Origin of the sequence: Variovorax sp. V35 (genome assembly GCF_041154465.1) — a bacterium.
Taxonomy (GTDB): domain Bacteria; phylum Pseudomonadota; class Gammaproteobacteria; order Burkholderiales; family Burkholderiaceae_C; genus Variovorax; species Variovorax boronicumulans.
Map to the genome: position 1 here is coordinate 3458969 of NZ_AP028666.1, position 22469 is coordinate 3481437.

Here is a 22469-nt window from a genome sequence, read left to right on the forward strand (position 1 = left end):
CGGCAAGTGAGCGGGATCACAGTCGGGCGCGCGGCGTGCCCGTGGGTCGGCACGATGACCCGCATGCACACCGACGCTCCTGGGTACGCAACGACACGCCACGGCCGCGCGCCCGCGCCCGGCCCGGCATTCGGCAATCCTTTTGTCCGCTGCCGATGCGGACTGGCCGGCCTGGAGCGCATCCACCGGCGGTCGTGGATGAAGTTCCTGCCCGGCCTGCGCTTCTATCGCTGCAGCGGTTGCGGCAAGCCGCAGCTGGCGCTGAAGCGTGCGGTGCGCGACGCGGTCATTGCGCACAGGAGCGAGCAGCAGAACCAGCGCTAGCGGCTCTTCTTCCGAGGCGCGTCCGTCAGCATCCCGTTCAGCAGCAGGTCGATGGTCTGCTCGGTGTGCTGCTCGGCCTGCTCGGGGCTCATCGGATCGACGTCGTAGAGCCGCTTGATCAGGTGCATGGACGACTGCACCGAGGTCAGCAGGCTCGTCATCATGACGCTCGCATAGGCGCGCGGATAGGGCTTGATCAGGCCTTCCGCCTGGCATTCGGCGAGCAGCGCGTCGAGCAGCTCATGGAACGGCCGCATGTAGTGCTCGATGATCCAGTCCAGCCGTGGCCCGGCCTGCGCCACCTCGCGCAGCACCAGCGAATGCGCCGCGGGGTGCAGCACGTTGATGATGGCGAACACCCGCAGCGCGCTGCGCAGCTTGGTGAGCGCATCGGCCGTGTCCTCGTCGACCTGCATCGCATCGATGGACGCCATCGCCTCGGTGTACGTGCTCTCGACCACGGCGCGCCACAGGCCTTCCTTGCCGCCGAAGTGGTAGTTGAGCAGCGGCTGCTTCACGTCCGCGCGCCGCGCAATGGCTAGCACCGACGTGCCCTCGAAACCCTTCTCGGAGAACTCGACGATGGCCGCGTCCATGAGGCGCTGCCGGCCCGAGGTGTCGGCTGCAGGTTCCGTGGCCTCGGTGCGGGCAGGGACGGGGGTGCGCTTCGGGGCTGTCTTGCCCGTGGGAGTCTTCATGGATGGCGTGCGCCGGCGGGCCGTGGCTGGTTGACGATGGCCGCATTGTCCAACAGTCGCGCGCACCGGTCGGCCGGTCGATGCGTGTGACTTATATAAGTATAAACACGCATCTTGCATTGACTTATATTTGTATAAATTCACGTGCATGGCAGCCGTTGGTGCTGCCGAAGGTCGAGAGAGCCACAGATGCACGTGTTGGAAGTTCCCGTTTTGATCGTCGGTGCCGGGCCCGTCGGGCTCACGATGGCGGCCCTGCTGGCCGACCAGGGCATTGCGTCGCTGCTTGTCGAGCAGCGCGACGGTCTGCACCAGGCGCCGCAGGCGCATGTCGTCAGCGCGAGGACGCGCGAAATCCTGGCCGGCCTGGGCATCGCCGACGAGGCGCTGGCGCGCGTGGCCACGCCGCCGGCCGACGCGCGCTACGTGACCTGGCGGCGCAACCTTGCCGAGGAAGACATCGCACGCATCGAGATCGGTGGCGAAGCGCGCTTCGTTCAGCTCGATTCGGTGAGCGGCAAGCGCAGCGCGAACGTGCCGCAGCATCATCTCGAGCGCGTGCTGTTCGATGCGCTCGCCGGCCGCACCCACTGCGAGACGCGCTTCGGCCAGACCTGGCGGGCGGCGGAAGAAGAGGGCGACCGCGTCGTCTCGCGCATCGAGGACGCCGCCAGCGGCGAGGTCTATGCCGTGCGCAGCCAGTGGCTGCTGGCGGCCGACGGCGCGAGCAGCTCCGTGCGGCGAGGCGCAGGCATCGCGATGGCCGGCGACACGAACCTGGCCCACATGGTCACGGTCAACTTCGAGGCTGACCTGCGCCCGCTCGTGAAGGACAGCCCGTCGATCCTGTTCTGGACCCTGTCCGCGAAGGCGCCCGGTACCTTCATCGTCCACGACGCCGCGCGCTACGCGGTGTTCATGACGCCGTACTTCCCGCCGCACGAACAGCCCGCGGACTTTCCGGTCGCCCGCTGCGAGCGCATGCTGCGCGCCGCGCTGGGCGCCGCGGACGTGCCGTTTCGCATCACCTCGCTCTCGCACTGGACGATGCAGGCGCACGTGGCCGACCGCTACCGGCAGGGGCGCACGCTGCTCGTTGGCGATGCGGCGCACCGCTTTCCGCCCACGGGCGGGCTCGGCCTCAACACCGGCATCGCGGACGCGCACAACCTGGCGTGGAAGCTGGCGCTGGTCATGCAAGACCGCGCGGACGTGGGCCTGATCGACACCTACGGCGCGGAGCGCTGCCCGGTGGCCGTGGCGAACTGCGAGGCCAGCGTGAAGAACTTCCACAAGATGCGCGAGGTCACCGCGGCCATGGGCATCGACGACCGACGCCTGCCGCTGCTGGGTCGCGTGCGTTCGAGTGCGCCGGCGCGCGCCTTGCCGGGCGCGGTGCGCTCGGCGCTCGGTGGCCTGTTCGTGGCGCCGGTCGAGTGGCGCACGCGCCGCATCGCGAAGGCCGCGTCCGTGCACTGCACGGCCATCCGCCAGCGCGTGCAGCGCGCCGCCGAGAACCAAATGGCGCACTTCAGCACCGTGGGCCTGGACTTGGGCCATGCCTACCGGGGAGCGGCCGTGTGCGGCGACGGCACGACTGCGCCCGTCGCGCCGGACCCCGTGCGGGACGTGTGCCAGTCGCTCACGCCCGGCGCGCGCTGGCCGCACTTCCACCTTGCGCCCGACACCGGCGTCGCGTACCGCACCAGCTCGCACGAGCTTCTGAAGCCCGGGCACTTCCTCCTGGCGGGCATGGGCCGCCACGGCGCGGCGTGCGAACGGCTGGCGGCGTCGCTGGGCCTGGCCGTCGTGGGCGTGAACCTGGACCTCGCCGCCTCGCACAAGGCGCTCGCACAACTGATCGCCTGGAACGACGGCCGAGCCGACGCCACCTTGCTGGTGCGGCCCGACGGCCACATCGCCTGGCGCAGCACCGCGTCGCAACCGCCGAGCCCGAGCGATGTGGCGGCGGTGCTGCGCGCCATCTTGCAGATCAACCTTTCCCCACCAACCCCTCGACCCCAAGGACATGCAATGACGAACCCCATGGACCGCTTTCCCCTTCCTTCGCCCGACCCGCAGGCGCGGTCGCCGCGCAAGCTCGCGCACGTCGTGCTGGCGACACGCCGCTTCGAAGAATCGATCCAGTGGTGGAGCGTGGTGCTCGGCGCGCGCACGATGTTCCGCAACGAGATGCTGTGCTTCCTGAGCTACGACGACGAGCACCACCGCGTGGCGCTCATCAACGCGCCCACGCACAGCGCCGGACAAGCCCAGACCGCGGGCGTGGACCACGTCGCCTTCACCTACGGCACGCTCGACGACCTGCTGCACACCTACGCGCGGCTCAAGGACCACGGCATGCAGCCGGTGTGGAGCATCAACCACGGGCCGACCACCTCGCTGTACTACCTCGACCCCGAGGGCGTGAAGGTCGAGCTGCAGGTCGACAACTTCGAGAGCGCGGCCGAACTGGACGCGTGGTTCCGCGCCGGCGATTTCGCGACGAACCCCATCGGCGTGGAGTTCGATCCCGAGGTGCTGCTCGCACAGCATCGCGCGGCCTGACGCGCACGCAAGGAGAACCACCCCATGCGCCTGTGCACTTTCTCGACCGATGCGTTCTCGCGGCACGTCGGCCTTGCCTTGCCGGAGCAGCGGCTGCTCGATGTCAGCGCTGCATTTCCCGGCGACCCGCGTTTTGCCACGCTGCTGGACGTGATCCAGCACGAAGACGACACGCTGCCGATGCTTCGCGCATTGCTCGCGCCGACGCAGATGCCGCAAGGCTGTCTGCGTGAACTGAAGGACGTGCGGATCGAGTTGCCCTACCAGCCGCCGCAGATCCGCTGCTTCAGCGTGTACGAGCAGCACCTGAAGAATGCCTTCCGGCAGGTCGCCGCGAACGTCTCGCCGGCGGCCGGCGCACCGGCGTGGGCGATGCAGATTCCGGCCGCCTTCTACGAGACACCCGTCTACTACAAGGGCGTGCGGCTCAACCTGTCCGGCCCGGGTGCATCGGTGCAGCGGCCCGCGCCGGGCACGATGCTCGACTACGAGGCCGAGCTGGCCGTGGTGGTCGGGCGCGGCGGCAAGAACATCGATGCGTCCGCTGCCATGGCGCATGTCTTCGGCTACGTCGTCTTCAACGATTTCTCCGAGCGCGCGCAGCTCATGAAGGAGCTGCGCAGCGGCGTGGGCACCGGTCCGGCGAAAGGCAAGGACTTCGACGGCAGCAACAGCCTGGGGCCCTGGATCGTCACGGCCGACGAGATCGCCGACCCGCATGCGCTCGACGTGACGGTGCGCGTGAACGGCCAGCTGCGCGGGCAGGGCAGCACCTCGGGCATGACGCACCGCATCGATCGCATCCTGAGCTTCGCCTCGCAGAACGAGACGCTGCATGCGGGCGAGCTGCTCGCCACGGGCTGCGTGCCCGAGTGCGCGGGCGTCGAGCACTGGCGCTTCCTGGACGACGGCGACCGCGTGGAAGTCGAGATCGCGGGGCTCGGGGTGCTGGAGAACACCGTCATCGCCGCCTGATCCCCTGCGCTCAAAGAAAACAAAAAACGGAGACAACGATGACAACGACATGGCGGACCCTGGTGTCCGCGGCTGCGCTGTGCCCGGCGCTGGCCGCGGCCGACAACGGCTACTTCCAGATCGGCTACGGCGCGGAGGCGCGCGGCCTTGCCGGCGCGGCGGCCGCATCGACCCGCGATGCCTTCGGCGGCGCGAGCAACCCCGCCACCACCGTGTGGGTCGGCGACCGGATGGAGGGCAACTTCATCGCCACGCGCGGCGACACGCAGATGGTGCGCACGGCGAACATGCCGCCGCCTGCCACGGGCCTGCTCGACACGCGCACCGACAGCCTCGGCCGCTGGGAGCCGCTGGCCGAACTGGCGATCAGCCGCGTGATCGCGCCGGGGCTGTCGGCCGGCCTCGTGGCCTACAGCAACGGCGCCGGCACCTACTTTCCCGCCGACAGCACGCCGTGCCCGTCGCCCACCGGCGCGGTGCAGTGGGCGAACGCGGCCTGCGGCACGGGGCGCAGCATCACGACGATCAAGCAGCTGACGGTGGCGCCCACGGTGTCGAAGCAGCTGGGCGAGCGCTGGTCGGTCGGCGCCTCGCTGCTGCTCACGGCGCAGCAGTTCAAGGCCGAGGGCGTGCAGCCGCTGGCGCCGCAGTCGGCGGCGCCGCAGCACCTGAGCAACCAGGGCGTGGCCTCGTCGTTCGGCGTGGGCTTTCGCATCGGGGCGTACTGGCGCGCGAGCGACACGCTGAGCCTGGGCGCCGCCTGGTCGCCGCGCACGCGCATGGGCCGCATCAAGGCCTACGAGGGCCTGCTGGCCGACCACGGCCGGCTCGATGTGCCGATGAACCTGCTCGTCGGCCTGCAGTGGTCGCCGACCGAGGCGCTGTCGGTGCTGCTGGACTACCAGCGCATCGGCTATGCGGGCGTGGCAGGGCTGGGCAACCGGCCCTTCGATGGCTCGGTGCTGCGCGGTGCGGCGGGCGGCCCGGGCAATGGCTGGAAGGACATGAACGTCGTCAAGCTCGGCGTGCGCTACCAGGCCACGCCGGCCCTGCGCCTGTCCGCGGGCGTGTCGGCGAACAGCGCCGCCTATGCGGACGCGGCCACCAGCGACAACCTCAGTTCGCCTTCGACGTTCCGCCGGCACTTCACGCTGGGGCTGGGCTATGCGACGTCGGCGCGCACCGAATGGTCGGTCTTCTATTCGCTTGCGCCGGCACACCGCACGCGCGGACCTTCGGCGCTTGCCGCTGCGGTGGGCGCGCAGCTGAGCGGCGTGTCGAACCCCTGGGGACGAGAGAGCCTGGCCACGCGCCAGCAGAGCCTCGGCGTGCAGTACGCGGTGCGCTTCTAGGAGGCCGGGTTCAGGCGTCGTCGTTCGTCGTCTTCGCCTGCAACTGCTGCTGGCGTTCGGCAATCGCCATGTCGCGCGCCACGTCGTAGCCGAGCGTGCGCACCGAGAACGAGCGGCTCACGCTGCCCTTGCCCGCCGAGTAGGTGATCGCCACCCAGTACCCGGGATGGCCCGCGCGTGGCGTCTTGAACTGCACGCCGCTGACGCCGCTCGTGTTGTTGCGTCGCACGATCTCCGACTTCGAGCGCTTGGGCGGCAGCGCCGCTTCGTCGTCGGGCGGCGGGCGCCGGCGGATGGCTTCTTCGGCGGGGTGCAGCCGCGCGAGGCCGACCATGCGGCCGAGCTGGCGTTGCCGCTCGCCGATGGCATGCGCGCGGGCCGCGGGGCCCCAGTCGGCGAGGTCGAATTCGGCGCGCAGGATCTCTTCGTTCCCGAGGTAGGTCTTGGCCAGCCAGGCGACCGGCTTGCCTTGCGCGGACAAGCGACTGAAGACGCCGGGCTCGCCCGTCTTGTTGTTGCTGCGCAGGGTCTGCGCGCGGTCTTTGCGCGCGACCGGCGGATGCTCCTTCACGATGGTGTCGCGCCAGGCCTGGGCGCGTCGCAGCGCCTGCTGGGGGCCGCCGTAGCTGGCGTGGCCGAAGAGGCGCGCGTAGCGCACGCCGTTTCGCACGAGCGACACCTCGAAGCCCCAGGGGCGGGGCGAAATGCCATACATGTCGACGGGGTTCGGAATTCCTTTGGGCATCGTCGGTGCTGTCCTTGTGTCAGGGCCGATGAAGGCGGCGTGTCATGGCGCTTCGGGGCTGTCGCCGTTCCAGGCGCAGAGTTCGTCGGAGAGCTCGTGGGCCTGCGGCGGCAGGCTGCCGAAATCGGTCGAGGCGAAGGTCGGCGGCACGTGCACGCCCTGGTCGTCGCGGCGCACCAGCCCGCGGCTTTCCATGTCGCGCATGGTCTTGTTGACGACCTCGCGCGAGAGCCCCGAGTACGACGCGATCACCGCCTGCGTGATGCGCTTGTCGTAGCCGCCCGTGGCGGCCGGCGCCAGCTGCGTCAACTCGTGCAGCACGCGGCTCACGAGGCTTTCGGACGACAGCGACGAGATGCGGCGCAGCTGGCCGCGCACCATGGCGACGCGTTTCATCGCGATCTCCAGCAGGCCCATGGTCACCTCGGGGTACAGCGCGCACAGCCGGCGCACCGCGGCCACCGGCAGGTGGTAGACCGACGAGGGCAGGGCGGCCACCAGCGTCGAGGTGGCCTGGTAGCTGTTCTCGCCCAGCGAGGGGCCGAGGAAGAAATCGCCCCGGCGGATGAAGTCGGTCGTCACGTCCCTGTCGACCGCGCGCAGCAGGCCGGTGGCCACGCAGTAGATGCGGTCGGTGTGCGTGTCCGCCTGCAGCACGATCTCGTTGCGCCGGTAGGAATGCAGCGCGCTGCTGCGAATCAAGGCGGCGCGCTCGTCGGGCGGCACGCTGGCGATCAGGGGATGGAGATACATGGCCAAGGGGGTTGCGAGACCATCGGCGGTTCGTTCTCATGGGCGAATCCACGGGCGGCGGTCAAGGAACAGGACGGTGCGGTGCCCCCGGGGCGACTCGCCATCGGGCGCCCCTTTGCCGGGCCGGGCTGCGATGGGCTGAAGGCGGCAAGGCCATCTCAGCCGGGCTGGAGCTGCGCGAACAGCGTGTCGATCCGGGCCCGTTCCTCGGCACCTCGCAGACAGCGCTCGCGCAGCCACAGGGCATCTCCCTGCCGCGCGATGCGCAGGTCGTACACGTGTTCGATGTCGTCCACCACGACGTCGCTCGCAGGCCGCGCCCTGGCCGTGGGCGCGGGATGCGGTTGTGCGGCCCACAGCGCCAGTTCGATTTCGGCTGGGCTCATCGGCCTGCTGTCGCGCAGGGCGATCCAGTCGGCATGCAGCTGCGGCTGCGCGGCGATGCCCTTGACGAGGATCGGCTCGCGCCCGAGCGCGGCCAGCAGGTCGTCCAGCCGCGCGTGGCGGGTTCGCAGCAGAAAGCAGTCGTCGCGCAGGCAGCTCAGGTCGGTGTCGCCCGACGGCGGGAAGGCCGCGAAGAGCCGGCGCCGGATCTCGCGGCTCACGCCCGCCGCCACCTCCGGGCCGTCGGTGTCGGCCAGTTGCGCCAGGTTGGCGATGAAGACCAGCGCACACACCCGGTCCGCCGGCGGCGGGGGAGAAGCAGGCCGCACCACTTCGGCATCGCGGCGCAGCGCCGGCAGGCAGGACGCCAGCGCTGCGCGCCATCGCGTGCCGAAAGGTTCGAGTTCCGTGAAAAACAAGGCAGCCATTTCATCCCCAGTAGAGAGAGTTCCGGTTGACGTTCGATCCGAAGGAATGCTACGAATCGCGCCCTTCTTTGACATTCGCTTTCGCGGCGCGGATGTGTCGCGAGTCACATCCGGATGCAATTGCCCGCCGCGAGCGCCGGCCGAAGGGCGAAGCGGGCCCGGACCGGCCCGCCGACCGGCGATCGGCGATCGGCGATCGGCAAGGCCTGGAACCGTGGCTTGCGCCAGTGGGCGCGGTGCGTCATCCCCCCGAACACCCGGGCTGTTATCTCTGTTATCGTTTGTAAAAATTATCCGAGGTCCACGCGGACCTGTCAGGAAAAAATCGGGAGTTCCCGTTCGTGACCCGCGGCTTCTGGCGTGGCGCCGGCTGCATGGAGGAAGAGGGGCGTGCCGCATGTCCGACACCGACAGTCGCATCCAGCGCTTTCACACCGGCATGGTGTCGCGCAAAGACGGGTTCGCCTTCTGGGCCGACGAGATCGGCCCGCACGTGGGGCGGCTGGACAGCCCCGAGCGCAGCCACTTCCAGCAGGAACTCACCATCGTCGACACGGCCGGGATGGCCTTCATGCGGGTGCACGGCAGCGGCGCAACCATCGAGCGCACGGGCCCGAGCCAGCTCATGGGCGCCGAGGTCTATCCCTATCACCTGCTGATCAAGCTCGACGGCGGCCTGGCCATCAGCGAGCAGCGCCAGCGCATCGAACTGGCTGCGGGCGACATGGTCCTGATCGACTCCTGGCAGCCGCTGCGCCTGCGCTCGACCGAGGCCACCAACTCATGGACGCTGGGCCTGTCGGAAGCGGTGGTGAACCGCTGGCTGCCGCATGCGGACCAGTCCACCGACCTGCGGCTGGCCGGCGCCAAGGGCTGGGCCGGGATGCTGTCGGGCTGCCTGCGGGCGCTGGACGTGGAGCACCTGTGCAGCATCCAGAGCCCCGCGCAGCGCCAGCTGCTCGGTGAGCACCTGATGTCGATGCTGTCGTTCTCGCTGGAACAGAACGGGCTGAGGGCGCAGCCGGGCGCGCTGGGCGAGCGCGTGTCGCCGCGCGACGGCGACCTGCACGCCCGCATGCGCGCCTGGATTCGTGAGCACCACGCCGACACCGAGATCGACGCGCAGAAGCTGGCCGCCAGCTTCAACGTGTCGGTGCGCTACGTGCACAAGGTGTTCGCCAAGGCCGGCCGCGGCATGACCTTTCTCGAGACCCTGCAGAACGACCGGCTCGAGGCCGCGGCCCGCATGCTGCGCAGCCCCGAGGGCGCGCGCAGGTTCGTCGCCCAGGTCGCCTACGACTGCGGCTTTGCGGACCCGGCCTACTTCGGCCTCGTCTTCCGCAAGAAGTACGGCTGCACGCCGCGCACCTTTGCCCTGCAGCAGGGGCAGGCCGCGGCAGACGGCACGTTGCTCGTCAGCTGACCGGCGCGCCGCCGGCCCGGCCGCCCTGGCCGGTGGATGGGTGCATGGCGTGGCCGCCGTGCCTGATCCTCATATTTCTGTTCCCTTCATTCATACCTGTGAACTTTATTTGGGAATAGATTCACTTCCCAAGGAATTGCGCAGGTTGGAAATGCATTCGTAAAAAAATGCGTCTGCCTTCAACAATTCAGAGCAATTTATTCCTGAAGGGTTGAATGATAAAAGTCGATTTCCCCGCCAACGGGGCAAAAATAGAAGTTTGTGACGCCACGGTGTGCAAGGTAATTTTCAATGTTTGAGCAAAACTCCCCGCACATTGCAGTGTTGGACCCCTCTCCCCGAACGCGGTGGCACGCCAGTCGTGCCGTCAAGATGCTGGGTTATACGCCCGTCGCATTTGCGCATGTCGACGAATTGATTGCGCAGGTGGCACCCGGTGGTAATTTCGAGGCACTGCTGCTTTCAATTCCGTCGGCACCCGACGACGTACAAAAACTCGTGGGCCAGGTGCGTGAAACGCTGCGTTACCACACGCCATTGATCATGAGCGCGCGCAAGCGGCAGATCCGCGGGTTGTCGCTGTTGCATGCCGGCCCCGACGACGCCGTGCTGCCGGAGCCGTCGACCTTCGAGGAGATGTACTTCATGCTCGAATTCTTCCTGCGCCAGCGCAACCGGCCGGTGGTGCCGCGCAGCCTCGACTGGCAGGAATTCAGCCTGTTGTCGCCGTTCGACATGGTCGACGTGGCCGGCACCGAGATTCGCCTGACGCCGATCGAATTCGACCTCGCGGCCGAATTCTTCCGCCACATGAACCGGCCGCTGGACCGGGAGCACCTGGAAATGATCGGCTGGCAAAGCGGCGTGGCCGCTGGCTCGCGCACGCTGGACGCCAACGTGTCGAAGCTGCGCCGCAAGCTCGGGTTGTATGTCGACCAGCCGCACGGCCTGTCGCTGCACGCGGTGTGGGGCATGGGCTATCAATTGAGCCAGCTGGGCAAGCGCGAGGCGCCCGGCACCTGGACGTTCCCGGCGGATTTCCGGGTGGCGTCGGCCGCGCCGTCGCAGCTGTCGACCTGAGCGGCGATTCAGCGCGCGGGTGGCTGCTGCTGTTGCGGCTGCGCCAGCACCCAGCGCGCGAGCACCTGCGCGTCGGCCTCCGACACCAGCGATTGGCGCGGCATGATCACGCGGCCCCAGGTGCCGACGCTGCCGTTGCGGATCTTCTCGGCCAGCCGTGCCGGCGCGGCGGCGTCGCCGCGGTAGCGCTCGGCGATCTGTGCGAAGCCCGGCCCAACCTGCTTGTGCACCAGGCCATGGCAGGCCATGCAGGCGTTCTTGCGCGCCAGGTCGACAGCGGAAAGTTGCGGCTGCTGGGCTGCGGCACCGAAGGATGCGGCGGCGAGGGCGATCGAGAGAAAGTGGGGAGCGGAAAGCCGGGGAATACAGGGCATGGAGGGGAAACCGGGGAGGGGTGAAAACTGTACCTTGCCCTGTCGCAGACCCCGGATCGCAGCCCGAATGCCCCGTCTGGAGGTCGTCTCTCATTCGCGACAAGTCGATTCAAGAGTAACTATATGTATGGTTAAATCCCTCGCAACTACCGCGAAGAGGACGAGGGATTCCCATGAAGCTGCCGCTCAGCATTGCATTGGCCACCGTGGTTCTGGCCGGATGCGCCAGCGCACCGCCGCCCGGGCCCGGCCAGGGCACCGGCATGTCGTACGTGCCGATGGTGGCCATGGAAGGCGTGGACAAGGTGCGCTACGACAGCGACGTGGCCGACTGCCGCACGGCTGCCACCCGCATCACCGCGCGCAGCGAATCGGGTGACGCCATGTGGGCCGCGCTGGGCCTGGGCCTGATCACGGTGCACGGCCAGGGCATCGTCGCCGCGGCCTCGTACACCGGCATCAGCGCCGCCGTCATCGACTGGAACACCCGCCCCAGCAGCGCGCTGATCGCCGAGCACCAGCAGATCGCCATCGTCCATTGCATGGCCAAGCGCGGCTACCGCAACCTCGACCCGAACGTGCAGGACACGTTCTACGGCAACACCTACAACCCCGTGCTCGCGCTCAAGCCGCGCCGCACGGGCATCGACACCTACAACGTCGAGCGCCTGGCCAAGGCCGGCCGCTGCAACGTGCAGCCGCGCGCCGAGCTGACGGCCAAGGGCCCGGGCTACGAGAGCTACAGCGTGCCGTGCACCACCGGCGTGGCCTGGGCCGTGCGCTGCGAGTTCGGCAACTGCCGCGTGCTGGCGCAGACGCCGATGCGCCCGGCGGCGGCGCCCGTGCGCCGCTCCTGAGCCGGCCGCTCCACCTCCAGGCTCACTTCACGACCATGCCCTTGAGCGCCGGGTCGGGCGGCGGGGCCTTCAGCTTCATGTCGCGCAGCGTCTTCACGAGCAGCTGCGCGATCATCATGTTGCGGTGCCGCTTGCTGTTGGCCGGGATCACGTGCCACGGCGCATGGTCGCTCGAGGTGGCGGCCAGCGCGTTCTGATAGGCCTTCTGGTAGTCGGCCCACTTGGTGCGCACCTCGAGGTCGCCCATGCTGAACTTCCATTGCTTGCCGGGCGTGTCGATGCGGGCCTGCAGCCGTTCGCGCTGCTCGTCCTTGTCGATGTGCAGCATGCACTTGACGACGACCGTGCCGGTCTCGGTGAGCAGTCGCTCGAAATCGTTGATCTGCGTATAGCGGCGGCGGGCCTCGTCGCCGTCGATCCAGCCTTCGACCACGGGCACCAGCACGTCCTCGTAGTGGCTGCGGTTCCACACCATGATCTCGCCGGTGCGCGGCACGGCGGCGTGGCAGCGCCAGAGGTAGTCGTGCGCGCGTTCTTCTTCGCTCGGCGCCTTGAAGGCCGTCACCCGCACGCCCAGCGGCGAGGTGCGCGAGAACACCCAGCGCACCGTGCCGTCCTTGCCGCTGGTGTCCATGCCCTGCAGCACCAGCAGCACCTTGCGCCGGCCTTCGGCATGCAGCACGTCCTGCAGTTCGTCGAGCTCGACGGCCAGGGTGTCGAGCTCGGCGCGCTGGGCCGACTCGTCGCCCGTGAGAAAGGGCGAATCGTCGGGGTCGATGCGCGAGAGCTTGAACTTGCTGCCGACGCGGTACTTCTTGAACTTGGACATCTGCGGGCGCTCCGTCAAAAAAGAAACGAAGCCCGCAGGGTACGCGAATCAGCGTTGCGGGCGCCCGCGTGGCGGCGGGTGGTCGTCGTCGCCGTTGCTTTCGTCGATCGACGCGCTCCAGCGGTTGTCCCACTCGGCCTGGTGGCGCACGCCGTCGATCTCGCGCCGGTCGCGCTTGGTCGGGCGGCCCTGCTCGATGGCCAGGGCCGGCTCGCTGCCCATGCGCCGCTGCTCGCGGAAGGCGGCCTGCGCCGCCAGGCTCTCAGGCGTTTCCTCGTACAGCTGCTGGGCCACGGGCGCCGGGCCGCGCTGGCCGCTGAGGCCGCGCACGGTCACGGTCCGCGTGAGCGGGCCCAGGCGCATGGCGACGGTGTCGCCGGCCTTGACCTCGCGCGAGGCCTTGGCGACCTCGCCGTTCACCTGGATGCGGTTCTTGCCGATTTCGTCCGCGGCCAGCGAGCGGGTCTTGAAGAAGCGGGCGGCCCAGAGCCACTTGTCGATGCGCAGACGGTCCATGAAGGTCGAAAAAGAAAGGTCAGCCATTGTGGCGCGACAGCGGCAGCCGCACCACGGCGTCGAGCCCGGTCACGCGATCGGCGCCGCCGGGGTTGGGTACCGTGCGGTTGTCGAGGCTGATGCGTCCACCCAGGGCCAGAACGATCTCGCGGCAGATCGCCAGGCCCAGGCCCGAGCCGCTCGCGGTGTTGCCCGCCGAGAACGGTGCGAACAGGCGCTGGCGCAGCTCGGCGGAAATGCCTGGACCGTCGTCGCGCACGGTGAGCACGGCCTCGTCGCCTTCAGCGTGCACGCGTACCGAGAGCGGCGCGCCAGCGGGGCTGTGCTTGATGGCGTTGTGCAGCAGGTTGCGCGTGAGCTCCTGCAGCATCCACTGGTGCGCGCGCACGGTCACGGCGTCGTCGGCGGCCAGCTCGAAATCGAGTGCCTTGTCGGCCACCAGCGGCGACAGGTCGAGCGCGATGTGGCGCACCACGTCGCCCAGGTCGAGCAGCGCCGATTCGGGCTGCTGGCGCAGTTGCTCCACCTTCGCCAGCGACAGCATCTGGTTGGCCAGCGTGGTGGCGCGCTCGACGGTCTGGCTGATCTCGACCAGCGCCTGCTCGGGCGCCACGTCGCCGCGGCGCGCCGACTGCACCTGCGCCTTCAGCACCGCCAGCGGCGTGCGCAGCTGGTGGGCGCTGTCGCGCACGAAGCGCTTCTGGTGATCGAGCAGCCGCTGCAGCCGGCCCATGACCTCGGTGGTGGCGTCGATCAGCGGGCGCAGCTCGGCCGGGGCGCCGGGCGCGTCGATGGGCGAGAGGTCGTCTTCGGGGCGCCGCTCGATGGCTTCGCCGAGTTCGCGCACCGGCCGCGTGGCGCGCTGCACGACGACGACGGTGACCAGCGCGATCACGCCCATCAGCAGCAGCTGACGCCAGAGCATGTCGAGCAGCAGCTTGCGCACGAGTGTTTCGCGCAGCTCCAATGTTTCGGCCACCTGCACCACGGCCATGCCGCGGCCGCGCGCGCTGGCCACCGGCTGCAGCATCACGGCGACGCGCACCGGCTGGCCGCGAAACTCGGCGTCGTAGAAATCGACCAGCGCCGCGTACGCCCCGCGGTCGGGGATGCGCCCGCGCCAGAAGGGCAGTTCGGCGAAGCCCGAGACCATCTCGCCGTCGAGTGCCGACACGCGGTAGAACAGCCGGCTGCGGTTGTCGGCCTCGAAGGCCTCGAGCGCGGAGTAGGGCACGATCGCGCGCAGCCGCGCCATGTCGTCGTAGCCTTCCACGTCGAGCTGTTCGCCGATGGTCTTGGCCGAGGCCAGCAGCGTGCGGTCGTAGGCGGTGGTGGCGGCCGCCAGGCTCTGGCGGTACAGGCTCACGCTGTTGATCACGACGAACACGGCCACCGGCACCAGGATGCCGAGCAGGAGCCGCGCGCGCAGGGACGACATCGTGCGCCGCAGGGCCGCCCTCAAGTCTCGGCCCGCAGGAGATAGCCCAGGCCGCGCATCGTCATCAGCACGGTGCCGGTGCCCACCAGCTTCTTGCGCAGGCGGTACACGACCACCTCGATGGCCTCGTACTGCACCTCGGACTCGCCCGGGAACACCAGCTCGAACAGGCGCTCCTTGGTGACCGCGTGGCCGGGTTTCATCATCAGCGCCTTGAGCAGCGCGAGCTCGCGCGGCGTGAGCTCGAGCAGTTCCGAGCGGTGGTAGACGGCGCCGTTGTCGGGCTCGAAGCGCAGGCTGCCGACCTCCAGCGGGTTCAGCGTCGGGTCGGGCCCCGCGCTCAGGCTGCGCCGGCGCAGCGCGCGGATGCGGGCCTCGAGCTCGTCCAGGTCGAAGGGCTTGGGCAGGTAGTCGTCTGCGCCGGCGTTCAGGCCCATGATGCGGTCGCCCACCGTGCCACGCGCGGTCAGCAGCAGCACCGGCGTGCGCAGGCCCTCGGCGCGCGCCTGGGCCAGCACCTGCAGGCCGTCGACGTGCGGCAGGCTCAGGTCGAGCGCGACCACGTCGGGCTCGACGGCGCGCCACTGCGCGATCGCCTGCGCGCCGTCGCCGCAGATGCGCACGTCGATGCGGCGCCGCCCGAGGGTGCGCTGCAGGGTGATTTGCATCGAGGGGTCGTCTTCGACGAGCAGCAGCTTCATACGGGCAGGGGGTCGGTACTTCGGTGTTTTCCCCAGTCTGGTGGACAGCCAACTGACAGCGGGGCGGCGCATGATAGCGGCTCAGGTCCAAGTCAGGTTCCATCCGTTCCCAAGTTCTCAGGAGACACCAACGATGCGTCGCGATACCTTTTTGAAGTCCCTGGCCGCACTGGCCGCTGCCGGCGCCTTGCCGCTGTCGGCGCGCGCTGCCGCCAACGTCAAGATGATGATCCCGGCCAACCCGGGTGGCGGCTGGGACACCACCGGCCGCGCGCTGGGCAAGGCCCTGACCGACGCCAAGGTGGCCGACACCGTCGCCTACGACAACAAGGGCGGTGCCGCCGGTGCGCTGGGCCTGGCCCAGTTCGTCAACGGCTCCAAGGGCGACGCCAACGCGCTGATGGTCATGGGCTCGGTCATGCTGGGCGGCATCATCACCGGCAAGCCGCCGGTCAACCTGTCGCAGGCCACGCCCATCGCGCGCCTGACCACCGAATACAACGTGTTCGTGCTGCCGTCGAATTCGCCCTTCAAGACCATGAAGGACGTGGTCGAGCAGCTCAAGAAGGACCCGGGCAGCGTCAAGTGGGGCGGCGGTTCGCGCGGCTCCACCGAGCACATCGCCGCGGCCATGATCGCGCAGAAGGTCGGCGCCGATCCGTCCAAGATCAACTACGTGGCCTTCCGCGGAGGCGGTGAAGCCACCGCCGCCATCCTGGGCGGCAACGTCACCATCGGCGGCAGCGGCTACAGCGAATTCGCCGAGTACATCGCCGCCGGCAAGATGAAACCCATTGCTGTCACCTCCGCCCAGCGCCTGCCGGGCATCAACGTGCCGACCCTGAAGGAACAGGGCATCGATGTCGAGATCGGCAACTGGCGCGGCGTGTACGGCGCGCCCGGCATCTCGGCCGAGCAGCGCAAGGCCCTGACCGACATGGTGCTGGCCGCGCTCAAGAGCCCGTCGTGGGCCGAGTCGCTCAAGAAGAACGACTGGACGCCGGCCGTGCTGTCGGGCGATGCCTTCGCCAAGTTCGTCGACGACGACTTCGCCAGCCTGCGCGCGATCATGGCCAAGTCCGGCATGGTCTGAATTTGGCTCGCCCCCAGGCTGCGCGCACTTCGTGTCGCGCGCGCCAACCCCCTTCCGGGGGCAACACCCGCGGCCCGGCAAAGCCGGTTGGCGGTGTTTCTGGAAGGGGCCTTCTTTTTCCCCACGACTGCGGGAGCAAAAAATGACAACTCCAGAATCCTCGGTCTCACATTCCGCTGAGGCCACCTCCGGCGCGGCCCGCTGGCCGCAATACGTCGTCGGTCTCGGCGTGCTCCTGACCGGCGCTGCGCTGGCCTTCGGCGCCATCGGCATTTCTTCCGAAGCCGGCTACGGCGGCGTCGGCCCCAACTTCCTGCCCTGGATGGTCTCGATCGTCCTGATGGTCTGCGGCGCGTGGATCACCTGGGAAGCGTTCAGCGGCGGCTTCCGCGAGCTCGACGCGCCCTCCGGTGCCGACACCGCCTACTGGCCCGGCTTCATCTGGGTGGCGGCGGGCCTGCTGCTCAATGCGGCGCTCATCACCAGCATCGGCTTCATCCTGAGCTGCGCGCTGTGCTACCTGCTGGCCGTGCAGGGCCTGCGCCGCGCTGCCGGGCAGGCCAAGGTCAACGCACCGGCCACCTGGGTCACCGACTTGGTGACCGGCCTGGCGATCTCGGCCCCGGTCTTCTGGATGTTCACCAAGTTCCTGGCCATCAGCCTGCCGGGTCTCACCAGCACCGGCTGGATCTGAGCGGAGCCACGCCAAATGGATATCTTCAACGCACTGATGACCGGCTTCGCGGCCGCGATCACCCCCATCAACCTGCTGTGGTGCCTCATCGGCTGTGCCCTGGGCACGGCGGTGGGCGTGCTGCCCGGCATCGGCCCCGCCGTGGCGGTGGCGATGCTGCTGCCGATCACCGGCAAGGTCGACATCACGGCCTCGATGATCTTCTTCTCGGGCATCTACTACGGCGCCATGTACGGCGGCTCGACCACCTCGATCCTGCTGAACACGCCCGGCGAAACCGCCAGCATGGTCACGGCGATGGAAGGCAACAAGATGGCCAAGAGCGGCCGCGCGGGCGCCGCGCTCGCCACCGCCGCCATCGGCTCCTTCGTGGCCGGCACCATCGCCACTGTGGTCGTCACGCTGTTCGCGCCGTTCGTGGCCGACTACGCCGTGCGCCTGGCGGCACCCGAGTACTTCCTCTTGATGCTGCTGGCCTTCACCACCGTGAGCGCGGTGCTCGGCAAGAGCACGCTGCGCGGCATGACGGCGCTGTTCGTCGGCCTGGCCATCGGCTGCGTGGGCCTGGACCAGATCACCGGCCAGGGCCGCTACACCGGCAACATGCCCGAGCTGCTCGACGGCATCGAGATCGTGCTGGTGGCGGTGGGCCTGTTTGCGGTGGCCGAGGTGCTGTACGCCGTGCTGTACGAAGGCCGCGTGGTCGAGGGCCAGAACAAGCTGACCCGCGTGCACATGACCTCGCGCGACTGGAAGCGTTCCATTCCCGCCTGGCTGCGCGGCGCGGCCATCGGCACGCCCTTCGGCTGCATTCCGGCCGGCGGCACCGAGATCCCGACCTTCCTGAGCTATGCCACCGAGAAGAAGCTCGCGAAGGACGCCGATGCCAAGGCCGAGTTCGGCACCACCGGCGCCATCGAAGGCGTGGCCGGCCCCGAGGCCGCCAACAACGCCACCGTGACCGCCGCGCTGATTCCGCTGCTCACGCTGGGCATTCCCACCTCGAACACCACGGCCATCATGCTGGGCGCGTTCCAGAACTACGGCATCCAGCCGGGCCCGCAGCTCTTTACCACCTCGGCCGCGCTGGTCTGGGCGCTGATCGCCTCGCTGTACATCGGCAACCTGATGCTGCTGGTGCTCAACCTGCCGATGGTCGGCCTGTGGGTCAAGCTGCTCAAGATCCCGAAGCCGCAGCTGTACGCCGGCATCCTGATCTTCGCGACCGTGGGTGCGTACGGCATGCGCCAGAACACCTTCGACCTGTTCCTGCTGTTCGGCATCGGCCTCCTGGGCGTGGTGATGCGGCGCTTCGATTTCCCGACCGCCCCCGTGGTGGTCGGCATGATCCTCGGGCCGCTCGCCGAAGCCAACCTGCGCAACGCGATTGCCATGGGACAGGGCAGCCCGATCGTGTTCTTCCAGCGCCCCGAGTCGATCGTGGTGATCATCGCCATCGTCGCCGTGCTGGTGCTGCCGCGCCTGGCCAAGCGCATGAGCGAACGCAAGCTGAAGCGATTGGCGCAGCTGGACGCCTGACGCGATCGACCCTCTTTGTCGGTTCACATGCCGCGGGCGATTGGCGCCCGCGGCATTTTTTTTGAATGCGCCTGCGGCGCCAAGGGGCTTGACTGCGCAGTCATCACCGCGTCGCCGCATGTCCCCAGAATGGCGGCTTCGTTCGGGGTACCGCTTGCATCGCCCGCATTCCATGCCCGGTACGGCAGGGGTGTGACGAGGTATTCCCATGAAGAGTCCACAGACTCTGGCCTGGCTGCTGCTCGCGGCCAGCGTGGCGGCGGAAGTCGCCGGCACCATCGCCCTTCGCCATGCCGAAGGTTTCACCCGCCTGTTGCCCTCGCTGCTCACCGCCGCCTGCTATGCCGGCGCGATCTGGCTCATGTCGCTCGCGGTGCGCGTGCTGGATGTGGGGCTGGGCTACGCGGTCTGGGCCGGTGCCGGCACCGCGCTGATCGCGGTCGCCGGCATGGTCTGGTTCGGTGAAGCGGTCACGCTGACGCGCGTGGTCGGCCTGCTGGCCATCGTGGCGGGCGTGGTGGTGCTGAACATCGAGGCGCGGTAGCGGGCTCACCGCTGCCCGCGCTCAGGGGTTTCATCGCTGCGGCGCCTCGACCAGGTCGTCGTCGATGTGCGGATCGGCCGGCTGCCCGCGCACCTTGCGCACGGTGCGCCGGATCCAGTGCTCGATGTCGTCCACGTAGGTGAACACGGCCGGCACCACCAGCAGGCTCAACACGGTAGAAGTGATCAGCCCGCCGATCACCGCCATCGCCATCGGCGAGCGGAAGCTCGAGTCGGCGGCGCCGAAGCCCACGGCAATGGGCAGCATGCCGGCGCCCATGGCGAGCGTGGTCATGATGATGGGCCGCGCACGCTTGTGGCAGGCGTCGCGCAGCGCGTCCCAGCGGCTCATGCCGTGGTCGCGGCGCGCCACGATGGCGTACTCCACCAGCAGGATCGAGTTCTTCGTGGCGATGCCCATCAGCATGATCAGGCCGATCAGCGAGGGCATCGACAGCGCCTTCTGCCCGATCAAGAGGCCCACGAAGGCGCCGCCCAGTGCGAGCGGCAGCGCGCACAGGATGGTCACCGGGTGCAGGAAGTCCTTGAACAGCAGCACCAGCACGATGTAGATGCACAGCACACCGGTGAGCATCGCCAGGCCGAAGCTGGCGAACAGCTCGGTCATCACTTCGGCGTCGCCCACCTCGGCGATGCGCACGCCCGGCGGCAGCTTCTGGATCGAGGGCAGGGCCTCGACGGCCGTCTTGGCGTCGCCCAGGCCCACGCCCGACAGCTCGATCTCGAAGTTGACGTTGCGCGAGCGGTCGTAGCGGTCGATGACGGCCGGGCCGCCTTCCATCGTGAGCGAGGCCACCTGGCTCAGCATGACGGGCCCGCGCGCGCCCGGCACCGACAGGCGCCCGATGAGGTCGAGGTCTTGCCGCGCCGAGTCTTCGAGCTTCACCACGATCGGCACCTGCCGCTGCGCGAGGTTGAGCTTGGCCAGCGCTTGGTCGTAGTCGCCCAGCGTGGCCACGCGCAGCGTCTCGGCGATGGCCGAGCTGGTCACGCCCAGGTCGGCGGCGCGCGCGAAGTCGGGGCGCACGGCGATCTCGGGACGGATCAGGCTCGCGGTCGAGGTGATGTTGCCCAGGCCGGGAATGGTGCGCAGGTCTTTCTCGACCGCGCCGGCGGCAGCCGACAGCGCCACCGGGTCTTCGCCGGTGAGCACCAGGATGTACTTCTCGCCCGAGCCGCCCAGGCCCACGGTGCTGCGCACGCCGGGCAGGGTCTCGAGCGCGGTGCGGATCTCTTTCTCGATCACCTGCTTGCGCGGCCGGTCGCCGCGCGGGTCGAGCTGGATCGTCAGCGTGGCCTTGCGCGTCTCGGGCGTGCCGAAGTTCGCGAACGGGTCGCCGCCGGCGCTGCCGCCCGCCACCGTGGTGTAGACGCTCTTCACGTGGTTGATCTTCATCACGCGGCGGCGCGTTTCCTCGGCCGCGGCCGTGGTCTGCGCCAGCGTGGAACCCGGCGGCAGCGACAGGTAGACCTGCGTCTGCGAATTGTCGTCGGCCGGAATGAAGCCGGTCTTGAGCAGCGGGATCATCGCCAGCGAGCCGAAGAAGAAGAGGGTGGCCATCACCATCGTCTTGAAGCGGTGGTGCGTGCTCCACTCCACGGCGCGCATGTACCAGCGCAGCCAGCCCGGCTCCTTCTCGGCACCGACGATGGGCTTGAGGATGTAGGCCGCCATCATCGGCGTGAGCACCCGCGCCACCACCAGCGAGGCGAACACCGCGAGCGAGGCGGTCCAGCCGAACTGCTTGAAGAACTTGCCGGCCACGCCGCTCATGAAGGCCGTGGGCAGGAACACCGCGATCAGCGTGAAGGTGGTGGCGATCACGGCCAGGCCGATTTCATCCGCCGCTTCCATGGCCGCCTGGTAGGGCGACTTGCCCATGCGTAGGTGGCGCACGATGTTCTCGACCTCCACGATGGCGTCGTCCACCAAGATGCCGACCACCAGCGAGAGCGCGAGCAGCGAGATCACGTTGACCGAGAAGCCCAGCAGGTACATGCCGACGAAGGCCGGAATCACCGACATCGGCAGCGCCACGGCCGAGACGAAGGTGGCGCGCCAGTCGCGCAAAAAGAGCCACACCACGATCACCGCGAGGATGGCGCCCTCGTACAGCAGGTGCAGCGAGCCGTCGTACTCTTCTTCCACCGGGTCGACGAAGTTGAAGGCCTCGGTCAGCTCGATGTCGGGGCGCTGCACGCGCAGGTCGGCCAGCGCCTTTTGAATGGCGCGGCCCACTTCGACTTCGCTGGCGCCGCGGCTGCGGGCCACCTCGAAGCCCACCACCGGCTTGCCGTTGAGCAGCGCGGCAGCGCGCGGCTCGGCGATGGTGTCGCTGATGCGCGCCACCTGGTCCAGGCGGATGCGGCGGCCGTCGCTCAGCGCGATCTGCATGTCGGCGAGCTGGTCGGCCGACTGCACGGTGGCCATGGTGCGCACCGGTTGTTCGCTGCCGCCCAGGTCGATGCGCCCGCCGGCGCTTTCGGTCTGCACCTGGCGCAGCTGGCGCGAGATGTCGGCGGCCGAGGCGCCCAGCGCCTGCAGCTTGGCCGGGTCGAGGTCGATGTGCACCTGGCGCGTGACGCCGCCCACGCGGTTCACCGCGCCCACGCCGGGCAGCGCGAGCAGCTTCTTGGTGATGTCGTTGTCGACGAACCAGCTCAGCGCCTCGTTGTCCATGCGCGAGGACGCGATGGTGAAGGCCAGCACCGGCTGGGCCGCGAAGTCGAGCTTGGTGACGACCGGGTCGCGCACGTCGGCGGGCAGGTCGGCGCGCACCTTCTGCACGGCCGAGCGCACGTCGTCCACGGCCTCCTGCACGGGCTTCTCGAGGCGGAACTCCACGATCAGCGTGGCGGCGCCGTCCTGCACCTTGGTCGTGATGTGCTTCAGGCCCTGGATGGTGGCGATGGAGTTCTCGAGCTTGCGCGCGACGTCGGTCTCCAGCTGCGAGGGCGCTGCGCCCGGCAGCGAGGCCGAGACGGTGACGGTCGGCAGGTCGATGTCCGGGAAGTTCTGCACCTTCATGGCGTTGAACGACAGCAGCCCCCCGAAGGTGAGCAGCACGAACAGCATCACCGCCGGAATGGGGTTGCGTATGGACCAGGCGGAAACGTTCATGGCGTGTTCCTTG

At 68.9% G+C, this 22469-nt stretch carries 21 protein-coding genes; 11 read left to right on the plus strand and 10 right to left on the minus strand.

Going from position 1 to position 22469, the window contains the following annotated elements:
* Window positions 1-63: 63 nt before the first annotated feature.
* Window positions 64-324 (plus strand): hypothetical protein, encoded by a 261-nt coding sequence (locus tag ACAM42_RS15970; protein ID WP_369632606.1) that lies wholly within the window; start codon window positions 64-66, stop codon window positions 322-324.
* On the opposite strand, the gene ACAM42_RS15975 is transcribed toward ACAM42_RS15970, so the two are convergent.
* Window positions 321-1022, minus strand: coding sequence for a TetR/AcrR family transcriptional regulator (locus ACAM42_RS15975; RefSeq protein WP_369632607.1), 702 nt, complete (start codon window positions 1020-1022; stop codon window positions 321-323). The genes ACAM42_RS15970 and ACAM42_RS15975 overlap by 4 nt on opposite strands.
* 198 nt (window positions 1023-1220) lie before the next feature.
* Between ACAM42_RS15975 and ACAM42_RS15980 the strand changes: the two genes are divergently transcribed.
* Genes ACAM42_RS15980 through ACAM42_RS15990 form a run of 3 tightly spaced genes read left to right on the plus strand, consistent with a single transcriptional unit; the run spans window position 1221 to window position 5917 of the window.
* Window positions 1221-3590: an FAD-dependent monooxygenase gene (locus tag ACAM42_RS15980; RefSeq protein ID WP_369632608.1), complete on the plus strand. Its 2370-nt coding sequence runs from the start codon at window positions 1221-1223 to the stop codon at window positions 3588-3590.
* A 24-nt stretch (window positions 3591-3614) separates the two neighbouring features.
* A complete protein-coding gene (locus ACAM42_RS15985) occupies window positions 3615-4565 on the plus strand; it encodes a fumarylacetoacetate hydrolase family protein (protein WP_369632609.1) in 951 nt (316 codons plus the stop codon).
* Window positions 4566-4603: 38 nt separating this feature from the next.
* On the plus strand, window positions 4604-5917 hold the full coding sequence (locus ACAM42_RS15990) for an OmpP1/FadL family transporter (RefSeq protein WP_369632610.1): 1314 nt from the start codon (window positions 4604-4606) through the stop codon (window positions 5915-5917).
* Between the two features lie 10 nt (window positions 5918-5927).
* Here ACAM42_RS15990 and ACAM42_RS15995 read toward each other — a convergent pair whose 3' ends face one another.
* The 3 genes from ACAM42_RS15995 to ACAM42_RS16005 all read right to left on the minus strand — a co-directional run bounded on the left by ACAM42_RS15995 (window position 5928) and on the right by ACAM42_RS16005 (window position 8227).
* Window positions 5928-6662, minus strand: coding sequence for an AP2 domain-containing protein (locus ACAM42_RS15995; protein WP_369632611.1), 735 nt, complete (start codon window positions 6660-6662; stop codon window positions 5928-5930).
* Between the two features lie 42 nt (window positions 6663-6704).
* Window positions 6705-7415 carry a Crp/Fnr family transcriptional regulator gene (locus tag ACAM42_RS16000; protein ID WP_083259102.1) on the minus strand — a complete coding sequence of 237 codons (711 nt, stop codon included), beginning with the start codon at window positions 7413-7415 and terminating at the stop codon, window positions 6705-6707.
* Between the two features lie 158 nt (window positions 7416-7573).
* Window positions 7574-8227, minus strand: a complete 654-nt coding sequence (locus ACAM42_RS16005; protein ID WP_369632612.1) for a hypothetical protein — start codon at window positions 8225-8227, stop codon at window positions 7574-7576.
* Between the two features lie 397 nt (window positions 8228-8624).
* On the opposite strand from ACAM42_RS16005, the gene ACAM42_RS16010 reads away from it, so the two are divergent.
* Window positions 8625-9650, plus strand: coding sequence for an AraC family transcriptional regulator (locus ACAM42_RS16010; RefSeq protein ID WP_369632613.1), 1026 nt, complete (start codon window positions 8625-8627; stop codon window positions 9648-9650).
* 291 nt (window positions 9651-9941) lie between these two features.
* Window positions 9942-10730, plus strand: a complete 789-nt coding sequence (locus tag ACAM42_RS16015) for a winged-helix domain-containing protein (RefSeq protein WP_369632614.1) — start codon at window positions 9942-9944, stop codon at window positions 10728-10730.
* A gap of 8 nt (window positions 10731-10738) precedes the next feature.
* Here ACAM42_RS16015 and ACAM42_RS16020 read toward each other — a convergent pair whose 3' ends face one another.
* The gene (locus tag ACAM42_RS16020; RefSeq protein ID WP_139705347.1) at window positions 10739-11104 is read right to left on the minus strand and encodes a c-type cytochrome; all 366 of its coding nucleotides are present in this window, start codon (window positions 11102-11104) and stop codon (window positions 10739-10741) included.
* 173 nt (window positions 11105-11277) lie between these two features.
* Here ACAM42_RS16020 and ACAM42_RS16025 point away from each other — a divergent pair, with 173 nt between their 5' ends.
* Window positions 11278-11961 carry a hypothetical protein gene (locus ACAM42_RS16025; protein ID WP_369632615.1) on the plus strand — a complete coding sequence of 228 codons (684 nt, stop codon included), beginning with the start codon at window positions 11278-11280 and terminating at the stop codon, window positions 11959-11961.
* A gap of 22 nt (window positions 11962-11983) precedes the next feature.
* On the opposite strand, the gene ACAM42_RS16030 is transcribed toward ACAM42_RS16025, so the two are convergent.
* From ACAM42_RS16030 to ACAM42_RS16045, 4 genes are read right to left on the minus strand one after another with little or no spacing between them, the layout of a single operon-like run.
* A complete protein-coding gene (locus ACAM42_RS16030) occupies window positions 11984-12790 on the minus strand; it encodes a polyphosphate kinase 2 family protein (RefSeq protein ID WP_369632616.1) in 807 nt (268 codons plus the stop codon).
* A 48-nt stretch (window positions 12791-12838) separates the two neighbouring features.
* Window positions 12839-13306, minus strand: coding sequence for an RNA-binding S4 domain-containing protein (locus tag ACAM42_RS16035; RefSeq protein WP_062481157.1), 468 nt, complete (start codon window positions 13304-13306; stop codon window positions 12839-12841).
* Between the two features lie 19 nt (window positions 13307-13325).
* Window positions 13326-14744, minus strand: coding sequence for a sensor histidine kinase (locus tag ACAM42_RS16040; protein WP_174543702.1), 1419 nt, complete (start codon window positions 14742-14744; stop codon window positions 13326-13328).
* Window positions 14745-14764: 20 nt separating this feature from the next.
* Window positions 14765-15445, minus strand: a complete 681-nt coding sequence (locus ACAM42_RS16045; RefSeq protein WP_062481159.1) for a response regulator transcription factor — start codon at window positions 15443-15445, stop codon at window positions 14765-14767.
* A 133-nt stretch (window positions 15446-15578) separates the two neighbouring features.
* Between ACAM42_RS16045 and ACAM42_RS16050 the strand changes: the two genes are divergently transcribed.
* The 4 genes from ACAM42_RS16050 to ACAM42_RS16065 all read left to right on the plus strand — a co-directional run bounded on the left by ACAM42_RS16050 (window position 15579) and on the right by ACAM42_RS16065 (window position 19315).
* The gene (locus ACAM42_RS16050) at window positions 15579-16538 is read left to right on the plus strand and encodes a tripartite tricarboxylate transporter substrate binding protein (protein ID WP_070060440.1); all 960 of its coding nucleotides are present in this window, start codon (window positions 15579-15581) and stop codon (window positions 16536-16538) included.
* A gap of 142 nt (window positions 16539-16680) precedes the next feature.
* A complete protein-coding gene (locus ACAM42_RS16055) occupies window positions 16681-17232 on the plus strand; it encodes a tripartite tricarboxylate transporter TctB family protein (RefSeq protein ID WP_062482508.1) in 552 nt (183 codons plus the stop codon).
* A 15-nt stretch (window positions 17233-17247) separates the two neighbouring features.
* Window positions 17248-18771 carry a tripartite tricarboxylate transporter permease gene (locus ACAM42_RS16060; RefSeq protein WP_354343496.1) on the plus strand — a complete coding sequence of 508 codons (1524 nt, stop codon included), beginning with the start codon at window positions 17248-17250 and terminating at the stop codon, window positions 18769-18771.
* A 208-nt stretch (window positions 18772-18979) separates the two neighbouring features.
* Complete coding sequence (locus ACAM42_RS16065; RefSeq protein ID WP_369632617.1) at window positions 18980-19315, plus strand: multidrug efflux SMR transporter; 336 nt, start codon at window positions 18980-18982, stop codon at window positions 19313-19315.
* A gap of 30 nt (window positions 19316-19345) precedes the next feature.
* Here ACAM42_RS16065 and ACAM42_RS16070 read toward each other — a convergent pair whose 3' ends face one another.
* The gene (locus ACAM42_RS16070; protein WP_369632618.1) at window positions 19346-22456 is read right to left on the minus strand and encodes an efflux RND transporter permease subunit; all 3111 of its coding nucleotides are present in this window, start codon (window positions 22454-22456) and stop codon (window positions 19346-19348) included.
* Window positions 22457-22469: the final 13 nt, after the last annotated feature.